This window comes from Sodalis sp. RH16, assembly GCF_047324245.1.
Classification (GTDB): domain Bacteria; phylum Pseudomonadota; class Gammaproteobacteria; order Enterobacterales; family Enterobacteriaceae; genus Acerihabitans; species Acerihabitans ligni.
The window spans coordinates 28948-48826 of sequence record NZ_CP178737.1 but is presented as its reverse complement, the minus strand read 5'-3'; the positions used below and the strand labels follow the sequence as shown (position 1 = coordinate 48826).

The 19879-nt window shown below is 49.2% G+C and carries 14 protein-coding genes and 2 pseudogenes; 6 read left to right on the top strand and 10 right to left on the bottom strand.

What is annotated here, in order from left to right; translation table 11 throughout:
* Positions 1-61: 61 nt before the first annotated feature.
* The gene (locus ACL2XJ_RS00245; RefSeq protein WP_413725282.1) at positions 62-970 is read right to left on the bottom strand and encodes an SDR family oxidoreductase; all 909 of its coding nucleotides are present in this window, start codon (positions 968-970) and stop codon (positions 62-64) included.
* Between the two features lie 144 nt (positions 971-1114).
* Between ACL2XJ_RS00245 and ACL2XJ_RS00240 the strand changes: the two genes are divergently transcribed.
* Positions 1115-2053 carry a cupin domain-containing protein gene (locus ACL2XJ_RS00240; RefSeq protein ID WP_413725281.1) on the top strand — a complete coding sequence of 313 codons (939 nt, stop codon included), beginning with the start codon at positions 1115-1117 and terminating at the stop codon, positions 2051-2053.
* A 52-nt stretch (positions 2054-2105) separates the two neighbouring features.
* Here ACL2XJ_RS00240 and ACL2XJ_RS00235 read toward each other — a convergent pair whose 3' ends face one another.
* The 9 genes and pseudogenes from ACL2XJ_RS00235 to hsdR form a co-directional block, all read right to left on the bottom strand.
* Entirely contained in the window at positions 2106-2297 is a 192-nt protein-coding gene (locus ACL2XJ_RS00235; RefSeq protein WP_413725280.1) for a hypothetical protein, read from the bottom strand.
* A 21-nt stretch (positions 2298-2318) separates the two neighbouring features.
* A pseudogene (locus ACL2XJ_RS00230) lies at positions 2319-2568 on the bottom strand (hypothetical protein); the annotation flags it as partial.
* Between the two features lie 63 nt (positions 2569-2631).
* On the bottom strand, positions 2632-2925 hold the full coding sequence (locus ACL2XJ_RS00225; protein WP_413725279.1) for a type II toxin-antitoxin system RelE family toxin: 294 nt from the start codon (positions 2923-2925) through the stop codon (positions 2632-2634).
* Positions 2915-3166: a prevent-host-death protein gene (locus ACL2XJ_RS00220; protein ID WP_203524676.1), complete on the bottom strand. Its 252-nt coding sequence runs from the start codon at positions 3164-3166 to the stop codon at positions 2915-2917. The genes ACL2XJ_RS00225 and ACL2XJ_RS00220 overlap by 11 nt, the downstream gene beginning before the upstream one ends.
* A gap of 231 nt (positions 3167-3397) precedes the next feature.
* Positions 3398-3685, bottom strand: a pseudogene (locus ACL2XJ_RS00215) (integrase arm-type DNA-binding domain-containing protein); the annotation flags it as partial.
* 313 nt (positions 3686-3998) lie between these two features.
* Positions 3999-5102 (bottom strand): nuclease, encoded by a 1104-nt coding sequence (locus ACL2XJ_RS00210; RefSeq protein ID WP_413725278.1) that lies wholly within the window; start codon positions 5100-5102, stop codon positions 3999-4001.
* A 10-nt stretch (positions 5103-5112) separates the two neighbouring features.
* Positions 5113-6825: a restriction endonuclease subunit S gene (locus ACL2XJ_RS00205; protein ID WP_413725277.1), complete on the bottom strand. Its 1713-nt coding sequence runs from the start codon at positions 6823-6825 to the stop codon at positions 5113-5115.
* On the bottom strand, positions 6825-8294 hold the full coding sequence (locus ACL2XJ_RS00200) for an N-6 DNA methylase (RefSeq protein WP_413725276.1): 1470 nt from the start codon (positions 8292-8294) through the stop codon (positions 6825-6827). Before ACL2XJ_RS00200 ends, ACL2XJ_RS00205 begins: the two co-directional genes overlap by 1 nt.
* 70 nt (positions 8295-8364) lie before the next feature.
* On the bottom strand, positions 8365-10800 hold the full coding sequence (hsdR, locus tag ACL2XJ_RS00195) for an EcoAI/FtnUII family type I restriction enzme subunit R (protein WP_413726833.1): 2436 nt from the start codon (positions 10798-10800) through the stop codon (positions 8365-8367).
* A gap of 1055 nt (positions 10801-11855) precedes the next feature.
* Between hsdR and ACL2XJ_RS00190 the strand changes: the two genes are divergently transcribed.
* The 5 genes from ACL2XJ_RS00190 to ACL2XJ_RS00170 all read left to right on the top strand — a co-directional run bounded on the left by ACL2XJ_RS00190 (position 11856) and on the right by ACL2XJ_RS00170 (position 19854).
* Positions 11856-12719, top strand: coding sequence for a phage integrase N-terminal domain-containing protein (locus tag ACL2XJ_RS00190; RefSeq protein WP_413725275.1), 864 nt, complete (start codon positions 11856-11858; stop codon positions 12717-12719).
* Positions 12720-13245: 526 nt separating this feature from the next.
* On the top strand, positions 13246-13809 hold the full coding sequence (locus ACL2XJ_RS00185) for an SLATT domain-containing protein (RefSeq protein WP_413725274.1): 564 nt from the start codon (positions 13246-13248) through the stop codon (positions 13807-13809).
* Positions 13809-15143: a reverse transcriptase domain-containing protein gene (locus tag ACL2XJ_RS00180; RefSeq protein ID WP_413725273.1), complete on the top strand. Its 1335-nt coding sequence runs from the start codon at positions 13809-13811 to the stop codon at positions 15141-15143. Before ACL2XJ_RS00185 ends, ACL2XJ_RS00180 begins: the two co-directional genes overlap by 1 nt.
* 623 nt (positions 15144-15766) lie before the next feature.
* The gene (locus tag ACL2XJ_RS00175) at positions 15767-16534 is read left to right on the top strand and encodes an AbiJ-NTD4 domain-containing protein (protein WP_413725272.1); all 768 of its coding nucleotides are present in this window, start codon (positions 15767-15769) and stop codon (positions 16532-16534) included.
* Positions 16531-19854 carry an NERD domain-containing protein gene (locus ACL2XJ_RS00170; RefSeq protein WP_413725271.1) on the top strand — a complete coding sequence of 1108 codons (3324 nt, stop codon included), beginning with the start codon at positions 16531-16533 and terminating at the stop codon, positions 19852-19854. Before ACL2XJ_RS00175 ends, ACL2XJ_RS00170 begins: the two co-directional genes overlap by 4 nt.
* Positions 19855-19879: the final 25 nt, after the last annotated feature.

Below are 19879 nucleotides of genomic sequence, written 5' to 3'. Positions count from 1 at the left end.
GCCAAATGATTGAATCTCTGCGGCAAGTATATCCAAAGATAAATGGCAACAATACCCATGATTAAAAATTTCCACCCTGCGTATCCGTGCGCGCATCCAGCTCAAGATCGCTGAGCAGTCCCGGACCGGTGGGACGCCACCCCAGGCGCTGCCGGGTCAGCTGACTTGACGCGGGCATATCCATGCCGGCGAACATGGCCAGCCAGCCGAAATGGGATTGGGCTTCTTCCACACGGATGCTGACCACAGGGATTTGCAGCAGTTTGCCAATGGCTTCCGCTATTTGGCGCAGGGGTATGCCTTCCTCTGCCACCGCGTTATATCGGCTGCCCGGCTCATGCTTTTCAAACGCCAGCCTATAGAGACGCGCCACATCCAGCAGGTGCGCCGCAGGCCAGCGGTTGACTCCTTCCTCGACATAAGCCGATACCCCTTTGTCGCGAGCCAGGCCGATAAGCTGGCTGATGAGGCCCTGCTTGACCTTATTATGCACCTGCGGCAGGCGGACCACCGACACATTCACCCCCCGCTCGGCAACGGCCGCTCCCGCATTTTCCGTAGGGGTACGGGGGATAGGATGGTTGGGAATATAATAATCCTCCGTGGCGATCCGGCCTGGAGCCGCCGCACCCATAGCGGTTACCGAGGTGATGACCAACGGGCGATCCGTGCCGATGAGCGCGGAACCCAGGGCGTCAATGGCCCGGCTTTCCTTTTTGCCGCTCTCCTCGAACGTCGAGAAGTCATGGTCATAAGCGCAGTGAATCACCCCGTCAGTTCCGGCTGCGCCAAGACGCAGGCTATTCAGGTCCTCCAGACTGCCGCGATGCAACTTGGCCCCGGCGGCGATGAGCCGTTTCGCCCCGTCATCCGATCGCGCCAGCCCAAGCACCTGATGACCCGCGTTGATGAGTTCGGGCACCAGGGCAGTGCCGATAAACCCGGTCGCGCCGGTTAGGAAAATTTTCATAGCTGTTCCTTTGATGTGAATGGATAAGTTATCTCAACGAGGGACGCTCGCGTTTCTTCTTACCAATAGCTGTCACGATAGCAAAAGAGGGCCGTACGATGTATTCTTTAAGTTCGTATTACTGGTTTGATCGTACGGATTTGCATGGACCCGCTCTCAGAGATGTTATCGCTGCTCAAGCTCAAGACCTATGTGTCGGGGGGCTTTGTGGTGAACGAACAATCATGTATCCAATTCCCTAAGCATCGGGGCTTGAAGTGCTACTCAGTGGTAGCGGGTTCATGTTTCCTGGCGATGGAGGGAGTAACCGACCCGGTGTTCATGGGGGAGGGTGATTCTATCCTCCTTCCCCGCGGCCGGCCGTTTTGCCTGGCGACGGACCTGTCTTCTCCGCCGGTGAATTTCGACGTGCAAATGGCCGCGCGCAGGCCGGAAGTTCCGCTCTTTTCCGACGCCGTGGGCGGATGCTCCGTTCTTGGCGGGCACTTCCTCATGACCGGCGGGCATGCCGACATCCTACTGAACGCGCTGCCTCCCATCGTCCATATCCGCAACGAGTCGAGTAAAGAAGTGATGCGATGGTCGCTGGAATCCTTAAGGGAGGAATTACGCGATCCTCAGTTGGGGGGATCGCTGGTGGCGCAACAGCTTGCTTATATTTTGCTGGTGAAGGCCCTTAGGCTGTACCTGCAGAGCGAGGCAACCAGGGGCGTAGGGTGGCTTTTTGCCCTTGCCGACCCGCAGATGAGGGCCGCGATAGCATGCATGCACAACGATCCGGGGCATCCCTGGAAATTGCAGGAACTCGCTCATCACGTCGGCATGTCGCGCACCGTCTTTGCTCAACGGTTCAAGGAAAGGGTAGGGATGACCTCAATGGAATACCTTACGCACTGGAGAATGTTGCTCGCCAGCGATCGCCTGCAGACGTCTGATGACCCTGTTTCCAAAATCGCCTGGTCAATCGGCTACGGTACGGAAAGCGCCTTCGGCAAGGCGTTCAAACGGGTTCTGGGGTACTCGCCGAGAGAACACCGCCGGCGCTATCAAGCAGAACCGCTGCCCGGCACGACCGATGAGTGATGACAGGTGGCGGCGCTCAATTTCATGGTTCGTTCAAATCGACTTAAAACGCTTACCTTTTATTCTCAAACGGGCGATTTTGGCGAGTTCGACATCCTCTAGCGCCGTTCAGGCCGCTCATCGGTGATTTGAAGGCGAATTCCCCGTCCAGCTTTTCGTATTCAGCCTTAAATTCCGGTTGCTCCATCCAATCTAAGACCATTTCGGCATGGGTTTTGGTTGGAGGTATGCGTTTAGCGTTCATTTTTTACCTCTCTCAATCTGGCTTCAGCCCTGCATTCACCGTTTGGCTGTTCATCGGTTGCCTCGGTTTTATGCGCCCGGTTCATTTTCATGCGTTCCGCCGGTATATGCCATTCTCTCGCTGATAAATCGAGTTCTGTCCAGCGGATATTGAGGCTTCGGCAGGGCTGGTAATCGTTGATAGCCTATACCAGCGAGCGCGCTTTAATGTCCGTGATGCTGATATCGCCGATGGCGGAAAAGATATCCTTTTCAAGGGAGCGCCGGATATCTTAGGCATAGTCACGATATCTTCCCAGCATTCCACTAACATAAAAAAGCGAGCAGGGCTTGCGCTATGCGGGCTTAGTGGACTTCTTTGACGTGGCTGTGGAATCTGAATTTTTCGTGTAATACATTGGTATGTATAGATTAATTTTCAATTCATGGATCGCCTGGTAAACTAACCGATACCCGGCAGACCTGAGCTTGATTTTATAATAATCAGGCATGCCGCTGAGCTGATTGGCGGGAATATGGGGATTGACCGAAATCTCTTTTAACTTCTTTTTGAACTGCTCACGTAACGGCGCGCCCAGCTTTTTAAACTCCTTATGGGCGTGCTCTTCAAACTCCAACTCATAGCTCATCCAGCTTGACCTTGACGCGCTTACCTTTCATCCGAGAACGGGCGATCTTGCCAAGTTCGATATCTTCCTGATAATCCACCATGGCTTCCCATGTTTCCGGTGAAATGTAGTAACCGGAGATATGGCCGTTGGTCAACACCGCCACCGGTTGCCCGTGGGCCTCTTTCAGGGCGCCATTGGGTGACTTTTTAAAATCGCTGATACTCACCGACGCATTAGCCAGGATAGGTTGTACAGACATAACGAGTCCTTTTTAGTACGATATTTGATACTAAATTTAGCACTAAGTCAAAACGGCAGCAACAGTGTTATGCGAGTCTGCCGGGAAAAAAAGATTTTACGCAAAACTGTTCATCCTGTTCGCCTTTGATTTTTATTTATACAAAACATAATATTAAGTGGCGATGAGTTGATGAATAGGTGACCCTAACTCATCATCTTTTGATTACTGCCCATATGCCGAGGTGAAAATGAGCTGCTCTTTCTGATGCTCAAATGGATCGATCTGCTTTGCCAGCAAGATGCGCGATTCAGATCTTAGTTTACGTGCATCAGAAAGCGTGACGGCTGGATAAGCTCCGAAACTTTGCTTCGTCCGCTGTTTGGTGAAAGGGCGATAGTAGCGAAACTGCCAGAGTTTACTGCCGCTTGATTTGATAAGTAGAGCCAACCCATCACCATCCTAGAGGAGATAATCGGCATCTTTAGGTTTTGGTGCTTTGATTTCCGTATCGGTTAACGGCTTGGTTTGTCTTGACATGATCAGTCTCCGCTCTTGTAGGCCCAACGAAAACCATAATAGTTTTCGTTGGGCCTATCAATGGGCCCAAAAGGATTGGATTTAATTAGGTGACTTCAGACTCGAGAGGATACAAAAAAGCCCGCAGGGCTTACGCCTTGCGGGCTTCTAGGACTTCGTTGGATGGCTCTGGTAACCATCAACCAAGAATTTGGTGGAGCTGGGGGGATTTGAATTTATTGCCTATTATTTTGATTAGATGGCTTATTCCTGATTCCATTTTTGTTTTATGGGCCCAAGTGTGGGCCTAAAATTTTTGTTAACCTGGAGTAATCTAGGCGTCAGCATTCCATTGTTTGAAATAGCCCTTTAATTTTTCAACGGTATGGCGCCATTTTTGCGTGGTGGGTTTACACACGGTATTTTGATTGCCAAAGAAACCGACCTCATTGACCGCTTCGCTCTCGCTGCGTGTCTCTAGCCATTTCACCGGTACAAAGTATTCCGATTTCTCCGGGTTATTCGCATTCTGGCGATAAAGTTCGCCATGCTGAAGTACGTCCATTGCCAGCTTCTCACCTTCAGGCGTGTCGATTTTAAAGCTGCTGGCGGGCTGCACGGCTGAAAGCACTTTACCAATACCTACATAGCCTGTACCGGGGATTTTTACCCAGACGCGATCGTCTGGCTGCAGCTGTTTTAACGTCTGGCTGTACCAGCTACCGCCACCCGCGCTGATAAACCCATAACGCCGGGCATCCTGCCAGCTACGGCTCAGCGGGTCGCCAAAGGAGACATAAAACTCGCCGTTCCAGGGTTCGCGTTCTTCAGCGTTGATACCCGACGTGGCCTGCGCGGCGTTGGTCTGGGTTTCGCTTGGGTCAATAAGCCAGGCGCGGCTTAAAAGCTGCTCGTCGGCATTCTGGAATACCTGGAAGAACAGAACGTTGATGGGGATATCACGTTCACTAAGGTAGGTAACAATGCGCTCGGTTGAAGGATCGAGTTCAGAGGCAACGATAATTATCTGATGCGACTGATTAAGCGATTCCTCTTCCAGTACGTTGTTAAAGCGCTGCTTGAAGGCGTCACCCAGATTGCCGCCTTTGGAAAAACGTGCATAAATCTGCGACAGTCGTTCCGGGGTTAACCCCGCCACCCAGGAGGCATAATCCAGCGCCTGCGCCACCACCTCGCGCGGCGTGCGATCGCGCTTTAACTCAATAAGGATCAGTGAAGCATCCGGCGCAATTGCCAGCAGATCGATGCGCCCGCTATCCAACGTAGGTTCCTGATGTCCTATAATCATCCATTGGTTAGACAGAATGGAAGGATCACGCAGGATCATTTTCTCCAGCAGTTGCTCACTGGCCAGGCGACTAACGGATAACGGCTCAGGGATTTCGCCCACGCGCCAGATGGCATGATGGATCGACATGTTTTGTTCCTTAGTTTAGCGCTGCGTCAGTGAGTGAATCCGCCAGTTGAAGTTGGGTTTGTTGCACGGCTTGCAGGTGGGATTTAAGGGGGTCGCAAAGTAACAATAACTCTTTGATTCTCGCATTTATTCGAATCTGTTCTTCTATGGGGGGTAACGGAAGTTGCAAATTGAATAATTTATCTGATACCAGCTTACAAGTACCGTGTGAAGAGCGTTCAACAAGTTTAAGTATTATGGATGAAAAACCGTTCATTAAATGAAGCAAAAAATCCACATTGAATAAATTACTTGTAATAGCTTTCATATCCTGATTTATCGTTACTTCATTTATATTTATAGCTACTGGAAATGTGTGGGCAAGGATCATTCCCCTCACAACAAACAAAAGACTATTGGCAGGGATGTAATGCACTGAACTATGGATGATGGCCGACTCAGTAATACTAAGTTCGGATTGTGATATATAGTCAATTTTCATATCCTTGGGGGAAACCCATGGTATATTTCCAGACCAATAATCTTTATTATTTTTACTCGGCGTACCTCCGCCTCTAATAATACCTATATCACCGAAACGTACCCATTCCCACCCCTGCGGCAACTCAAAAGGCTTTTCCTCATCACTAATCGGCGATAACGTTTTTTGCCTTTTAATTTTACCTTCTTTTACCAACTGCGCTTTTTCTTGTTCAATGCTTTTTAGCAGTTCGGAAGCAGGCTCATCATTGGGATCTTGCGGCACCAATTTACCCATCACCGCCAGTTGCAGGATGGTTTGCTTAAGTGCGTCGATACTCGCTTCGGTGGTAAACAGCGTGTCGAAATGCTGATTAATACGCATCCAGTTTTCGGCTAGTTCTTCTGCGTTCTGGCTGTCGGTGAGTGTAGCCAGTAGGGTTTCTACAAGCTGGGAATGCGCATCCAGGCTGGTTAGGGATTGCTGTTCCAGTTGGTCGCAGAGGGACATTAGTTCATTTACTTTTGAAAGGATGCGTTGTTGCTCTTTTTCGGGGGCTAAACCAAGTAAAATAGCATTCATTTTTGCTTGATTCATTTTGGGTTGTGCTGTCCCTGTAATATATTCCTCAAGGCTAATGGAGTTTATATACAAGCCCACATAAAGTAGGAAGCTTTCGTTTATCCCATCTAAAACATGGGCATGGTTGTTAACCCAATATTTCCCATAAGCCATATAAGCTATTGGTGTTGTTCGATTTATTAAATTAGCCCCATCTTCGCCGACAAGCAGTAATGGTTTTTTAAAAATAAAGTCATCAATATGATCAATTATACCCGAAGCGCCGTAATAGTCGAATTCGCCATGTCGTTTTGATCGTTCTTCTGACGAAACTGGAATTCTTTCTGCATCACGGTTAATCGTTGCATCACCTAAACGACAGAACTCCCATCCTACTGGCAATTCAAAAGGCTTTTCCTCTTCACTAATCTCCGGCAAAAGCTTTTGCTTTTTGATTTTGCCCTGTTTTATCAACTCTGCTTTCTCTGCCGCTATACGTTTTAACAGCTCAGACGCTGGTTCATCATTCGGATCCTGCGGCACCAGCTTGCCTCGCACCGCCAGTTCCAGAATCAGCTCGCGCAATTTCTTTATGCCGTACAGGTCGATTTTGCCGTTGCTGCCGCGTCCTGCGGTGGAACGGGTTTGCAGAGCGGAAGTCCAGGTGTCGAAATGGTCGGTAATCAATTTCTCTACGGCCATCAGTTCACCTCCTTGCCTGCCAGCGCGGCGCCGAGGATATCGCGTAGCTGATTGCGCAGTTCGCTGATTTGGCTTTGCTGTTGTTGGAACTGCGCTAATAACTTATCCGGATCGTGGCTGATGGTTTCGCCCTGGTAGGGATTTTTGATATCGAGATTAAAGTTGCGGGCGATAATTTCCTCAATGCCCACTTTCCACGCCTGATGGTTTTCCACCCGACCGGCAAAGCCGTCTGTTTCGCTGCCCCACCAATCGATTTCAGCCTGGAACTCCTCAAACTTCATCGGCTTGGTTTTGTTGTAGTTCTTTACGCCCGCAGGGTAGGGGTGTTCATAGAACCAGATCACTTTGGTTGGCTGGCCTTTAGTGAAGAACAACAGGTTGGTTTTGATGCCGGTATAGGGGTTAAATACGCCGTTTGGCAGGCGGACGATGGTGTGCAGGTTGCATTCTTCGGTGAGCAGCTTCTTGATTTTGGTTTTTACGCCCTCACCAAACAGCGTGCCGTCCGGCAATACCACGGCGGCGCGGCCTTTGTCGGCCAGCACTTCAATGATTAATTGCAAGAACAGGTCGGCAGTTTCGCGGGTTTGCATCTCTGCCGGGAAGTTTTTCTCGATGCCGTCTTCTTCGGTGCCGCCAAACGGAGGGTTGGTAACAATCACATCCAGTTGCTCATCCCAGGAGGCGAGCGGTTTGTTCAGCGTGTTGCCGTGGCGTATTTGCACCGGCACTTCAATGCCGTGCAACAGCATGTTGGTGGTACACAGCAAATGCGGCAACTGTTTTTTCTCCACACCGTGGATCTGCTGTTGCAGTACTTGGTGGTCAGCGGTGTTTTTAACGTAATGCTCTTTAACGTGGTCAAACGCACAGGCCAGGAAGCCCCCCGTACCGCAGGCTGGGTCCAAAATCGACTCGCCCAGTTTCGGGTCGATGCGGTTGACCATAAAGCGCGTAACCGCTCGCGGGGTATAAAATTCGCCCGCGTTGCCCGCGCTTTGCAAATCGCGCAGAATTTGCTCATAGATATCGCCAAACAGATGGCGCTCGGCGCTGCTGCTAAAATCGATTTCATTGAGTTTATTGATCACCTGGCGCAGCAGCGTGCCGTTTTTCATGTAGTTATAGGCATCGCTAAACGCTTGTTTGACCACAAAACCACGCGGGTTCTTGTCTATTGGCGCGGTCAGGTTTTTTAGCGCGGGGAACAAGTCGTCATTCACAAATTCCAGTAGGTCGTCACCGGTGATCCCTTCGCTGTTCGCCGCCCAGGTACGCCACAGATAGCGTCGAGGGATGGGAAACTGATAATTATCCTGCTCCAATTCCAGCTCTTCTTCCTGGGTATCAAAAATTTTCAGGAACAGCAGCCAGGAGAGCTGGCCGAGGCGCTGGGCATCGCCATCCACGCCTGCGTCTTTACGCATGATGTCCTGCAAGGATTTAATGACAGAGCTAATCGACATGTTTTATTTCCATACTTACAAAAGAATGCCACCGGCGGCATAACCCCGGTGGCGGAATGTTATTGGGGTCTCAGGCTGATTGTGGCGGCAGTTGGTAGATTTCGTTTTCCAATTCGTTCACGGCCTGTTCGTAGGCCTGTTTGTTACCAAAGCTGCTTTTGATGATTTCCAGCGGGCGACCGAGCGTGTCGAACGGTTTTAGTTTCAGCACCTGAATATCCTCAATTTCCTGTACGCCTTCATCGGCGTATTTGTCCAGCAGCGTATTCAATACGTTCTGCGCAGGCTCCGAATATTTGGTGAAGTAGTTACGCTTGCGCACGTTGTCGGCGCGCTCTTTGCGCGTCAGCGGCGGCTGGCCGTAAACCACATGGCAAAGCAGATCGAACGGATCGAGATCTTTACCCACTTCCTCCGCCAGAACTTCCCAAAGGATGCCCAGTTGTTGCAGTTCCTCAATGATAACTTGCTTGCGTGTGGCAGAGTGCCACTTACGGGTGAAGTCATCAAGCGAAGCGTACTGTTTATCTTTCAGCAGCGTTTTGCGGGTGTAATCCTGGAAAGATTCAGTCACCAGCTTGCCGTCGGCGTCGTAATACTGCACGCGTTTCGCCAACACTTTTACCGCCACACCGTTGACGTGGAATTTACGGATTTTGTTTTCTTCGTCTTCCTCGAATGCGCCGGAATTGTCACCCGGTGTCGCATCATAAATTGCTGAGGGTTCCTCGGCATTTCTGACGCCAGAAGAAGTAGCTTCCTCAGAGGATTCATCTGCCAGTACCTCGTCGAATCCGGAGTCTGGATCGGTGATCTCTTCCGGCGTGACGTGAATCACTTTTTCCGGCACACCGTCAAAGCGTTCATCGGCAAAGAGTTCGGTGGCCTTTTTGAAATCGAGAATAGTGAACCACAGCTTGCCGAACTTCTCGTTGATGCGCGTGCCGCGCCCGATGATTTGCTTAAATTTGGTCATCGACTTGATGTTCTGATCCAACACCACCAGCTTACAGGTTTGGGCATCCACGCCGGTGCTCATCAGTTCAGAGGTGGTGGCAATAACTGGATAGGCTTTTTTCGGGTTGATAAAATTATCCAGCTGCGCCTTGCCGATATCGTCATCACCGGTAATTTTCATGATGTATTTTTCGTTTTTCAGCACCTGCTCAGGATTGAGTATTATTAGTGCGTGCCGCATTCTTTCGGCATGGTCGACATCGTTACAAAAGACGATGGTCTTATCCATCGGGTTGGTGCGTTTTAAATAATCGGTGATGGTCTGCGCCACCAGCATAGTGCGCTCGTCTATCACCAGGGTTCGGTCAAAATCTTTCAGGTTATAAATACGATCCTCAATTAATTTGCCGTATTTATCCAATTGTCCTTTAATGGGCCGCCAGCCCTGCACATCCACATCTATATCCACACGCACCACTTTGTAAGGCGCGAGGAAGCCATCTTCAATGCCCTCTTTAAGGGAATAGGTATACACCGGCTCGCCAAAATAGTCGGTACTGGAAACGTCTTCGGTTTCTTTGGGCGTGGCGGTCAGGCCAATCTGCGTCGCGCTGCTGAAATATTCCAGGATTTCGCGCCAGGCGCTGTCTTCAGATGCGCTGCCACGATGGCATTCGTCAATAACAATCAGGTCAAAGAAGTCAGGCGCCACCTGTTTGAACGCCTTTTGATATTCTTCTGGCCCGGTTATAGCCTGGTAAAGCGCAAGCTGAATTTCATATGCCGGGTCGATAGTGCGTCCTACCACTTTTGCCATTGCGCTGCCGAAAGGCTGGAAGTCATTATTCTTGGTCTGATCGACCAGAATATTACGATCGGCCAGGAACAGAATGCGTTTCTTATTTTTCGCTTTCCATAGGCGCCAGATAATCTGAAACGCGGTGTAGGTTTTCCCGGTTCCCGTCGCCATCACCAGTAAGACGCGGTTTTGTCCTGCGGAGACGGCCTCTACGGTCTTATTAATGGCCTGTAACTGATAATAGCGTGGTGACTTGCCGGTACTATCATCGTAATAATCCTGGCTGATTACCGGAAGCTGCTCGGCGGTAAACCCTTTCCAGACACAGTATTTATGCCAGAGTTGCTCCGGCGTCGGGAAATCGTCCAGCGTGATTTCTGATTCAAGCTGCGTGGGATGGGTTTTATCGTGGAATATGAAACCATCTCCGTTGGAGGCAAAGACAAAAGGCACGTCTAGTAAACGCGCGTAATCCAAACCCTGCTGCATGCCTTTACCTACTTCATGCTTATTGGCCTTCGCTTCCACGACCGCCAGCGGTAACCCTGGCTTGTGGTAAAGTACAATATCAGCAGATTTCACCGTGAGGCGCGCAGCCAGCTTACCGCGTACGACAACTTTACCATCGCGGAGTTTTACCTCCTGACGAATTTGCGACATTACATTCCACCCGGCTTCTTTAATCGCCGGCAGGATGAACTTGGTAATGATATCCGTTTCCGTCAGATTAGTTTTATTTACGCCAGCCATAGCAAAGCTCTCAACGGTAAAGAGAAGCAGATATCTTTGCATACATTGAGCCTCACGTCTTGACCTGAAACGCGGTTTAGGTAATCCGATGCCGTCGAAAATGACGCCTTACGTTAGATGGTAACTACAAAGCAGATATGGGCGTCATGGGTTAGCCGGGCTTGCTGCCGAGGTTAAAGTGCGCCCCAATGTACCATCCAGGCATAAAAACCACTTCGAGAAGTGTGTAACACGCGCGCCAGGACTTTTGTGGCAACGCTTTCTAAACAAGCTCCCCGGCTATATGGGGCCAATAGCTTCATGTAGCCGGGGAGCCGACAAGGCCGCACGGCCGCGTCAGCCAGTTTTTTAGCGGGTGCGCCAGATGGATCTTGCGCGCTATGAGCTTGAGAAAGATAACGCTTGTATGCTGTTGCAGCGGCTCCAGCCAACTAATGGGCCGTCACTGCACGCCGCAGTGACGGCCCTGGGAATTGCAGCAACAATGCGGGTTGGCGCTGTATCCTATTTCATGCTGCGCACATGATGATGCCCTGACACACTGGCAGGGCAATAACCTCCCGGCAGGTTTAAATACCGGGAACCTTGGCGCAAGGCAATAAACGCCACATCGGCTGAAGTTGGCACTTCACCGATGCCGTACCCACCCGGTTGCCCATCCCTGGCGTGTTTCGGCTCAACTTTGCGCGCCACCCCTACCCATGGGGGAGCTTGAGTTATCCCAGGCTTGATACGTCTAGCCATCACCACATCGCGCTTGTCGGCGCTTATTCCTTGCTTTAGTTCGGCGTTATAAACGCCTGTATGGCGTAACCGTCTATCCCATTATCATCGCTTCATAGGAGGTCATTATCCAAATTGTTTGCATTGTTATTCCTTGCGATAAACACCGTTCAGTCTTCCTACAGGAAGCAGGACGGTGGCCTCATTCGAGGCAACAGGTGATCTGAGCACCTGGCCCATGCCCTTCGGGGATCTCGCTTCAGCGAGTTGGCAATAACACTCACCTTTTTTAGCTCAGGACAGAAAACGCCATAGTCACACAGGAGATATCGATGGATGATCTCGCCTATACGCTACGCCAGCTTTGCCAACGAAATCGCGATGGCAGCCATGCGACGCAGGCTGACCGGATGCGTTCACTGGCGTTGGCCGGCCGTCAATTACGGGAGGCGGGATTTCGGCAGATGCGGGCAACGTCGCTTAAGGGTAAACATGTCACGGTATTACTTGAGCGTTGGCAGGGTGAAGGGTTGTCGGCGGGCACACTCAAGAATCGCCTGGCGCATTTGCGGTGGTGGGCAGAGAAGGTCGGCAAGGCCGGTGTTATCCCAGCAGATAATACGCAACTGGGTATCCCTGAGCGGCGATTTGTCGCCAGCGAGAACAAGGCGCGCGAGTTAAGCGATAGTTTGGATAAAGTGAATGATCCCTATGTACGCATGAGTCTGCTTTTGCAAAAGGCTTTTGGGCTGCGTCGTGAAGAGTCCATTAAGTTCCCCCCCGGCTATGCTGACCGTGGAGATTGTCTCGTTCTTAAGAGAACATGGACCAAGGGCGGGCGTGAACGAACGATACCCATCCTAACTGTTGAGCAACGAGACGTGCTCGATCGGACGCATAGACTGGCTGGCGCGGGTTCGCTGATACCAGCGCATAAAACGTATATACAGCAGCGCCATGTTTATGACGGACAATGCAAAGCGGTGGGGCTGAGTAATATGCATGGATTGCGACATCATTACGCACAGGCTCGGTATAAAACATTGACGGGATGGCCAGCTCCGGCGGCTGGTGGCAAGTCTAGCCACATGCTATCACCCTTGGAGCGTACCCAGGATGCGATGGCCCGCCAGACTATCAGCCGGGAACTAGGACATGAGCGAACCCAGATCACGGCTGTATATCTTGGGCGGTAGGTGTTGCATGAATATTTGACCCGAGGAAGGGGGGCAACATCAATTGAGTTTTGACTTGATACGAGCCGCATTAAAATCGACGTCATCACCAGCGGCCAATGGCTCGATGCCTAGCATCTATCCAGGATGATTCGAGATGCTGTTAGTTCGGCATATTTCGCGGTAAGTTATAGGGTGTACTGATTCGTACTTAATCTGGCACCCTTGCTAATCTGGGTCCGATCAGATCTGACCGTCAGCTCAGTGCTAGAAGCAGACATTGCTAACATTACGGGAGCAAGTCGGGGAAATGATGAGAAGAGCTGTGTCCACAAGACGTGGGTAAGATCAGTAGTCGGATTTTTGTCATAACAAGTTTTTTTTATTAAAAATAGGAGTATTCTCTCAGATGAGGCGTATCGCTTTGCGATCATCCAGCCATACTGGGTGCAACTAATTTTGGGAGGCTTGTCCTCTAGTTTACTAGTCTGTTTACAGGCGTTACACGATTACTACCTTAGGCGCCTCACCTTAATACGGATTTTTTATGAATAGCACTTTCTCTGATAAAGTTTGGTGGACACGTAAGGCTAAAATAAAAGCTGAGCGTAGACTTTTAAATTTAGATTATTACTCTCAGTTTCTTTTGCTATGGTATTCCTCATTCTTAGTTTGTTATTCTATTTACTCACTTGTAAAACCGCCTGCAAACGATAATGAATCTGTTATTATGGTTGCCTTATCTGTTTTAATTCTTGTGCTGACCCTTTTCATTAACAATATGAATTTCAAAGGGCGCGCGATGCTTATAAAACAATGTTATGAGAAATTAAGTGTAATTCACACCTCTTCTTTAATTAGCACACCCCTTACCGAACTGGATAGAGAGTATCAATCGATATTAGCTGCTTCAGAGAACCATCTTGAAAGAGATTTTATTAAAGCAATGGTTGATGAAGACTCTAATACATGTGATAAAAATTTGCTAACAAAACACCCAACATGGTGGCATCGAGTGCAGGTTTGGTTTTACACATTACGGAATTTTGCTATCTTCTCAGTCCTGTTTTTATTTCCTTTGGCTATTTTATTAGTGTTGAGAGAAGCGTAATGAGTTCATCTGATATATTCAAAAAACACTTTAGCGTTGAAAATCTTAAAAGAATTTATAAAGATATTATTTCTTTATCTCCTGCTATCGGCATAGATAACATGTCACATGAAATTTTCTGGAAATTTCAAAAAGAAGAAATAGAAACCATTAAGCGAAAGTGTCTTTCAGGTGAGTATAAATTTAATAAATATAAACTAAAACTTATCAGTAAAGGTAGAGGAAAACCACCAAGAGAAATTTCTATACCCACTATCCGGGATAAAATTGCTCTTCGAGCAATATGTGATTTTTTACAAGAAATATACCAAGACTTAGTAGTTTTTGATTTACCACAAGATATGGTAGTTAATGTTAAGAACAGTATTAACGACGAAGATTATGAGTTTTTCATGAAATTTGATGTGGCTAATTTCTATCCATCAATTGTACATGATAAGTTGATCAGTAGGTTACGTGCCAGGATCAGAGATGAAAAAATTTTATCTTTGATTGGAAGTGCTATCCGTTCTGCTACAGTGTCCAAGCCAAAACGTGATGATTTGCCCTCTGATCATGGAGTTCCACAAGGTTTATCAGTCTCGAATATATTGGCAGCGATTTACCTCTTAAATATTGATATGTATTATCGCAACAAAATTGGTATTAAATATTACAGATATGTCGATGATGTGATGATTCTCTGCGAGTCTCCAGATGCACCAGGAATAACCTATGATTTTATTTCTCGCTTTAAACGTCTGGGATTGAATGTATATGATCCTAAAAAAAATCCTGAGAAGTCAAGTTCTGGTTATTTAAATGGAAGTGAATTTGGATATTTAGGTTATTATTTTGATAATGGGAAAGTAACTGCTCGAAAAGGTTCTGTTGAAAATTTACGTGAATCATTGCTAGCTATATTTACAGGTTATAAGCATTCGAAATTAAAAAGTGCTGAGTTTTTGGAATGGCGAATCAATTTAAGGGTTACAGGTTGTATATTTCAGAATAAATCAAAAGGATGGATGTACTTTTTCTCGGAAATTAATGATGAAACGTTATTACATGAGTTAGATGATTTTTTGAAGAGACTGTGTAATAGATTTAGTGTTACTTTGTATTTGAAGTCATTTGTAAGAACATTTTTTCAAATTAAATTTAATCGACGCGAAACTAACTATATTCCTAACTTCGATGAATATGATGTACCTCGGAAAATATATGTCTTAACTCACTACTTTAATAAGAGTGTCAGAGGTATGACTGATGAAGAAATTGACTATAATTTTAGCAAAAGAATAGCCAAACAAGTTAAAGATATTGAGACGGATGTTAAAGATGCTAGCTACTAATATAATTGGAATACCATTGCATCATCTGAGCATGGTTTGTATATATTGCGCATGGTTATAAGTTTCTATCAACATGCAGCAAGCTGCATTTCAATCCACGTGCTATCGTAGTGTTGGTGGACGTCAAAGGTTGATGGAAAGCACATCTGGTCAGGGAAGAATTTAACAAGATGTAATCTGACAGATACATGTATAAATAATAGGCAATTGTCAGTTAAGGTCTGAAATAATATTTACCTGCTCCACGTCGTTTAAAACACCCTGCTGTTTGTAATGCCTGCATTGTGAACTGATAGCATTTGTACATTGAAAGGCCGGTAAGTTTTTTTTTTGCTCATAACGGCCGTTCGCCATACCTTGAAGTCGAGCTGATTTGAACGACCGCTTGTGCGAAACGTGACTGATCGCGCGCCAATCTATTTACACCCTGCATATAATTATGCACCGATTTTTCGACATTGATTGAGCAGCACTTTGCAGTGATGATACTGGTGCACAGGCCGCCGTCGACGACCGCTATGACTACCTACGGGGATAGGCAAGTGCGTTAAAGGTACCGGCAAACTGGCCTGAAATGCATGTCGGAAGTATCCTATAGGTTTGGATTATAGGAGCAAGATCGCATGGACTTATTCTCACGGCGTCAAGGGCTCGGTCATCCCGACGCGGAAATCAAGATCAGGAATGACGCGCCACAGGAAGTGCGAGACGCGGCGGTTCAGATCGCTTACCAATGTGGTCTCAAGCCAAGTAACATCAGAACTCTTTTGTGCCAGATCCTCTTTCGTGCACCCGACAAGAACAATTGGTCAGAGTTTTCTAACATCAATAGTGAGGTCCGAGAACTAGCCGACGACTGCGAATGGTACGAGGTTGATGACCTGATCGAAAAGCTTGCAGACGAATGCGCATACAGCGGTCAAGATTACGGCGCGGAGGTGAACCGATTTTTCCGCGTTGCTGGTGTCGGTTGGCAGCTCATCGGCAACCGGGTCGATATGAGCGGCACCGAGATATTCGAAGTTGCTATCCGTCAAGGTCAGACGACAGTGCGTCAGCAAAAGCGAATAACGGCGGCGAGCGAGCTCTCCCGGCGTCCACAGCCGGAAACGACCGGTGCCATTAAGTACGCCATGGCAGCACTCGAGTGTGTTGCGCGCGACGTAACTGGGAGCAAAGATACTCGGGGACAGCTTGTCCAACGCAATGTAGGCATTTTCCCTCTTCCCATCGATCAGATCGTTGAGAAGGCATGGGGGTACACCTCCAACTACGGTCGCCACCTAACGGAAGGACAGCCACCACAATTCGAGGAAGCTGAGCTGATGGTGGGTCTCAGTGGTGTTCTTTGCCGCTACCTTTCCCAAAGAGCTCCGGGTAAGTCGCAATGATTACGAGTTCAGCTTCGACCCCTCACCTCCGAATATTCATCGGGGCACCTCTGGAGCATCAGTCCGAACTCGACTCCCTCCAAGCAGCACACGCGGCGTTGATGCAATCGCATCGCTGGGCCTATGTCTTTGCAAACTTCAACGTTTCCGGTCGCCAGATAGATCTCGCAATCTTCACTGAGACAACGACGCTCGTCATAGAAGCGAAGGGGTATACTCAACCCATACGGGGAGGCATGAACGGATCATGGGAGCAACGCGGCCCCTATGGTACGAAAAAAATCGGAAACGCCTATGACCAGGTGCTGGGGGCCAAGAACGCGTTGCGCGATGAAATGCAGAGGGTCACAAGGGTCGATGGGTATCCAAATGGACTTGTCGCGATCATGCCAAATATTCCAGTTGACTCGTACGTGACCTCGGGCGATTTCAAGGCTGCGGTTGGCGGCGAGCAGCACATCGCGCAAATGTTGAGCCAGCGTTCGGGGGCACTCCTTACGGAAGAACTCTGCGAAACGCTTGCTCGGCGACTGCGCCTGGAAGCAATCGAGAGCGTTGATGCCGCCTTGAATGAACCGATGTTGACGGCGACAAGGTCGTGTGCCACATACATCACAGCTTTCGCCGAGTTCTATGGGCCACAGGCCACTAAGCTCCTGGGCGATCAATACGAGCATGAAGAGTCTGCCGTTGCACTGATAGATGTGCAATCCATGGCCGCCGGAAGTGCTGAAGGCATATTGATCCGTGGGCCATCGGGTTGCGGAAAAACCCTCCTGGCGACTGCCTGTGCAATATCGTGCATGGGAAGCAATTGCATTCCGATCTTCGTTTTCGCAAAGGATTTTAATGGTCAGCTTCAGAGCCTTCTCGACAGGGAGGTTGCCCTCCTGAATTCCCGTTCAGCGCGCAGCATCGTTGGTGCCAGCCAGCTTCTTGGTAAGCGGATCATCCTTTTTCTCGATGGCTACAATGAATGCCGGGATGACCTCAAGGTCGCCTTGACCAGAAGCCTTAAGGCATTCGCGTTGCGCTTTGGGTCTGGGCTTGTCGTCAGCACACAGCACGATTTTTCTCGCCCAGAACTGTTGTCGATGAAAACTGTCATCGTCATGCGTCCGTCAGATAAACTCAAGATGGCGCTCGCCAGGATCGAAGAGCTGGGTGATCAGGCAGGGAACTGCATGGGCCTTCTTCAGGCTGCGCGCTCAGGGCTGGAAGCCGAGCTCGTGGGGCAAGCAGGCTCGTTGTTGGCGGTGGGCGCCAGCAGATTCGCACTCTTCGATGCCTATTCGAGGATCAAGCTGGGAATCGAGGCGAGCGAGGGCGTTCGTGTCCTGAGCACCCTTGCTAGTATTCTTGCCAAAAGGGCTTGCTTCAGTCTTTCCATTCGAGAATTTGACAGACTCGGTGACTCTGTTAGTCTCAGCCGTGAGGCCCGGGATGCTCTGTTTCGCTCACAGCTTCTCTATCTGCGTGGCGACCGAGTGAGCTTTGTGCACGAGTTGTTCTATTCGGCGTTTGCTGCGGAGGCAGTTATTCGTAGTGCCGGAGGCGACGTCTCACAGATTCAATCCGCTCTCAATTCGCCGCGCTTTCATTCTTCCCGGTCATTCATCATCGGTGGTGTTGAAGATGACCGTGCAACACAAGACGTTCTCGATACGAATACGGACCAGGATCTGCTGACCGCCTGTTGCCGTGGTGAATGCGGCGCCTTAGCTCAGTCCATTGTGAAGCGTAGGATATATGCAATCCTTGATGCTATGGTCTCTGAGGCACAGGGAATCAAGTTTGAGCTGATCGGAGAAGGATGGGACGGCGTGACCGTAGTTGGCACTTCGCTTCGCCTTGATATCAAGGATTGCCGCAGCTATCTTCAAGCTATTGGGCAGTCCCTAACGGATGGGCAATATTTCGATGCCATCATGGCTGCATGTAAATACATGGACGAAGCCATAGCAAACGCTGCGAGAGAATTCGCCCAAGAAGCCAAACAAAGGAAGATCCCGCTTCGTCATGCTCTGTTCTCTCAGGCTTACGTCATGCACCGCACTGCGGCTATATCGCAACTTGTCAACTTTATTCATAGCGGATGCTTATCAAATCGCAGAAAGCAGGGCCGGGAATTTGAAGCAGCGCTCAGGAAAGCATGGGCAAATGCAAAGACACCTGGCCAGTTCTATTTTCTGACTGGATTGGCAAAATTTTCGGGGTGCGACAAGGTGGCAGTACCCTACGTGGTACGCTTGCTGCAGAATATCAGATTGTATCCGTATCACCTTCAACTCAATTTGATTGAATTTTCACAATATCTACGCGATGTAGAAGAGCCATATCGCACTGAAATGATCTACGCGCTCCAAGCATCTATCGACAAGCTGGGAGTGATGATGAACACGATGCTCTTTGAAGCGTTACATGCTCTTGGGGCCTTGCAAGAGGCAGAACAGAATTACTTGGAAGTCATCCAGCGTGAAATCACGGATGCCTTAGGTATGGAAGGACCAGAAGCTGATCAGGCAGCCTGGGGAGTGTTTTCATGTCAATTCGATCATCCTTTTGACTCATCGTACTGGGAAGAAGTACAGGAACTTGATGATGTGCGAAAGAAGCTCCTGCTCACCAAGGCATGTCGCGGCGCAGCGCTGCCCTATCTTTCGTTCCTCGGCATTCTTATCCGACAGTTGTCTGAATTCGATGACCCCGCCGTGGCATATGTGATTGCGCCATGGACCACGCTGCCCGACGAGAAGCACTTCATGCCTCAAGATGCCATCGAAGTTTTCGTTGCCGCGCATGAATCTTTGGGGCACTTGGGGGTTGATCTTCCCAAATCAAGAGGTGAGGTGTCAACAAACGCGGGGCGCGCCCTGCTGGCATGCGGAGAGCTCTTCTATTGGTCGAATCGGTGTGATGTAAAACATCCGCAGACTGCCAGCCATACTGATGTAGCACGGGCTGTCCTCCTAGACCATTACGCGTGCGCAGGCGCCGGGGCGCTCTATCTCACTACGTCACAAATGATTTCCGCCGATGGTGGGCGAAAATCTTTGGTCAATGAATATCCGGACCTGGCGGTTACCATTTGTCGCGAGGCCCTAAAGAGGAAGGAGGCGCAAGTTTCATTCTATGAGTGTGGATTTCAAGGTGACGCAGCGAGCGTTGCAGCCTTCTCCATCCAAATTTTGGGCGCTTTGGGTGACAGGAACGATCTTAACGCTCTCAGAGACCTCTGCGATGACGACAAGAATGGCGTTGGCGCGCTGAACGCCATCAAACAGATCGAAGCGCGCACGAGCTTCAGGCAGGTCTATTAACTCACCAAATTCAACTGAAAATGGC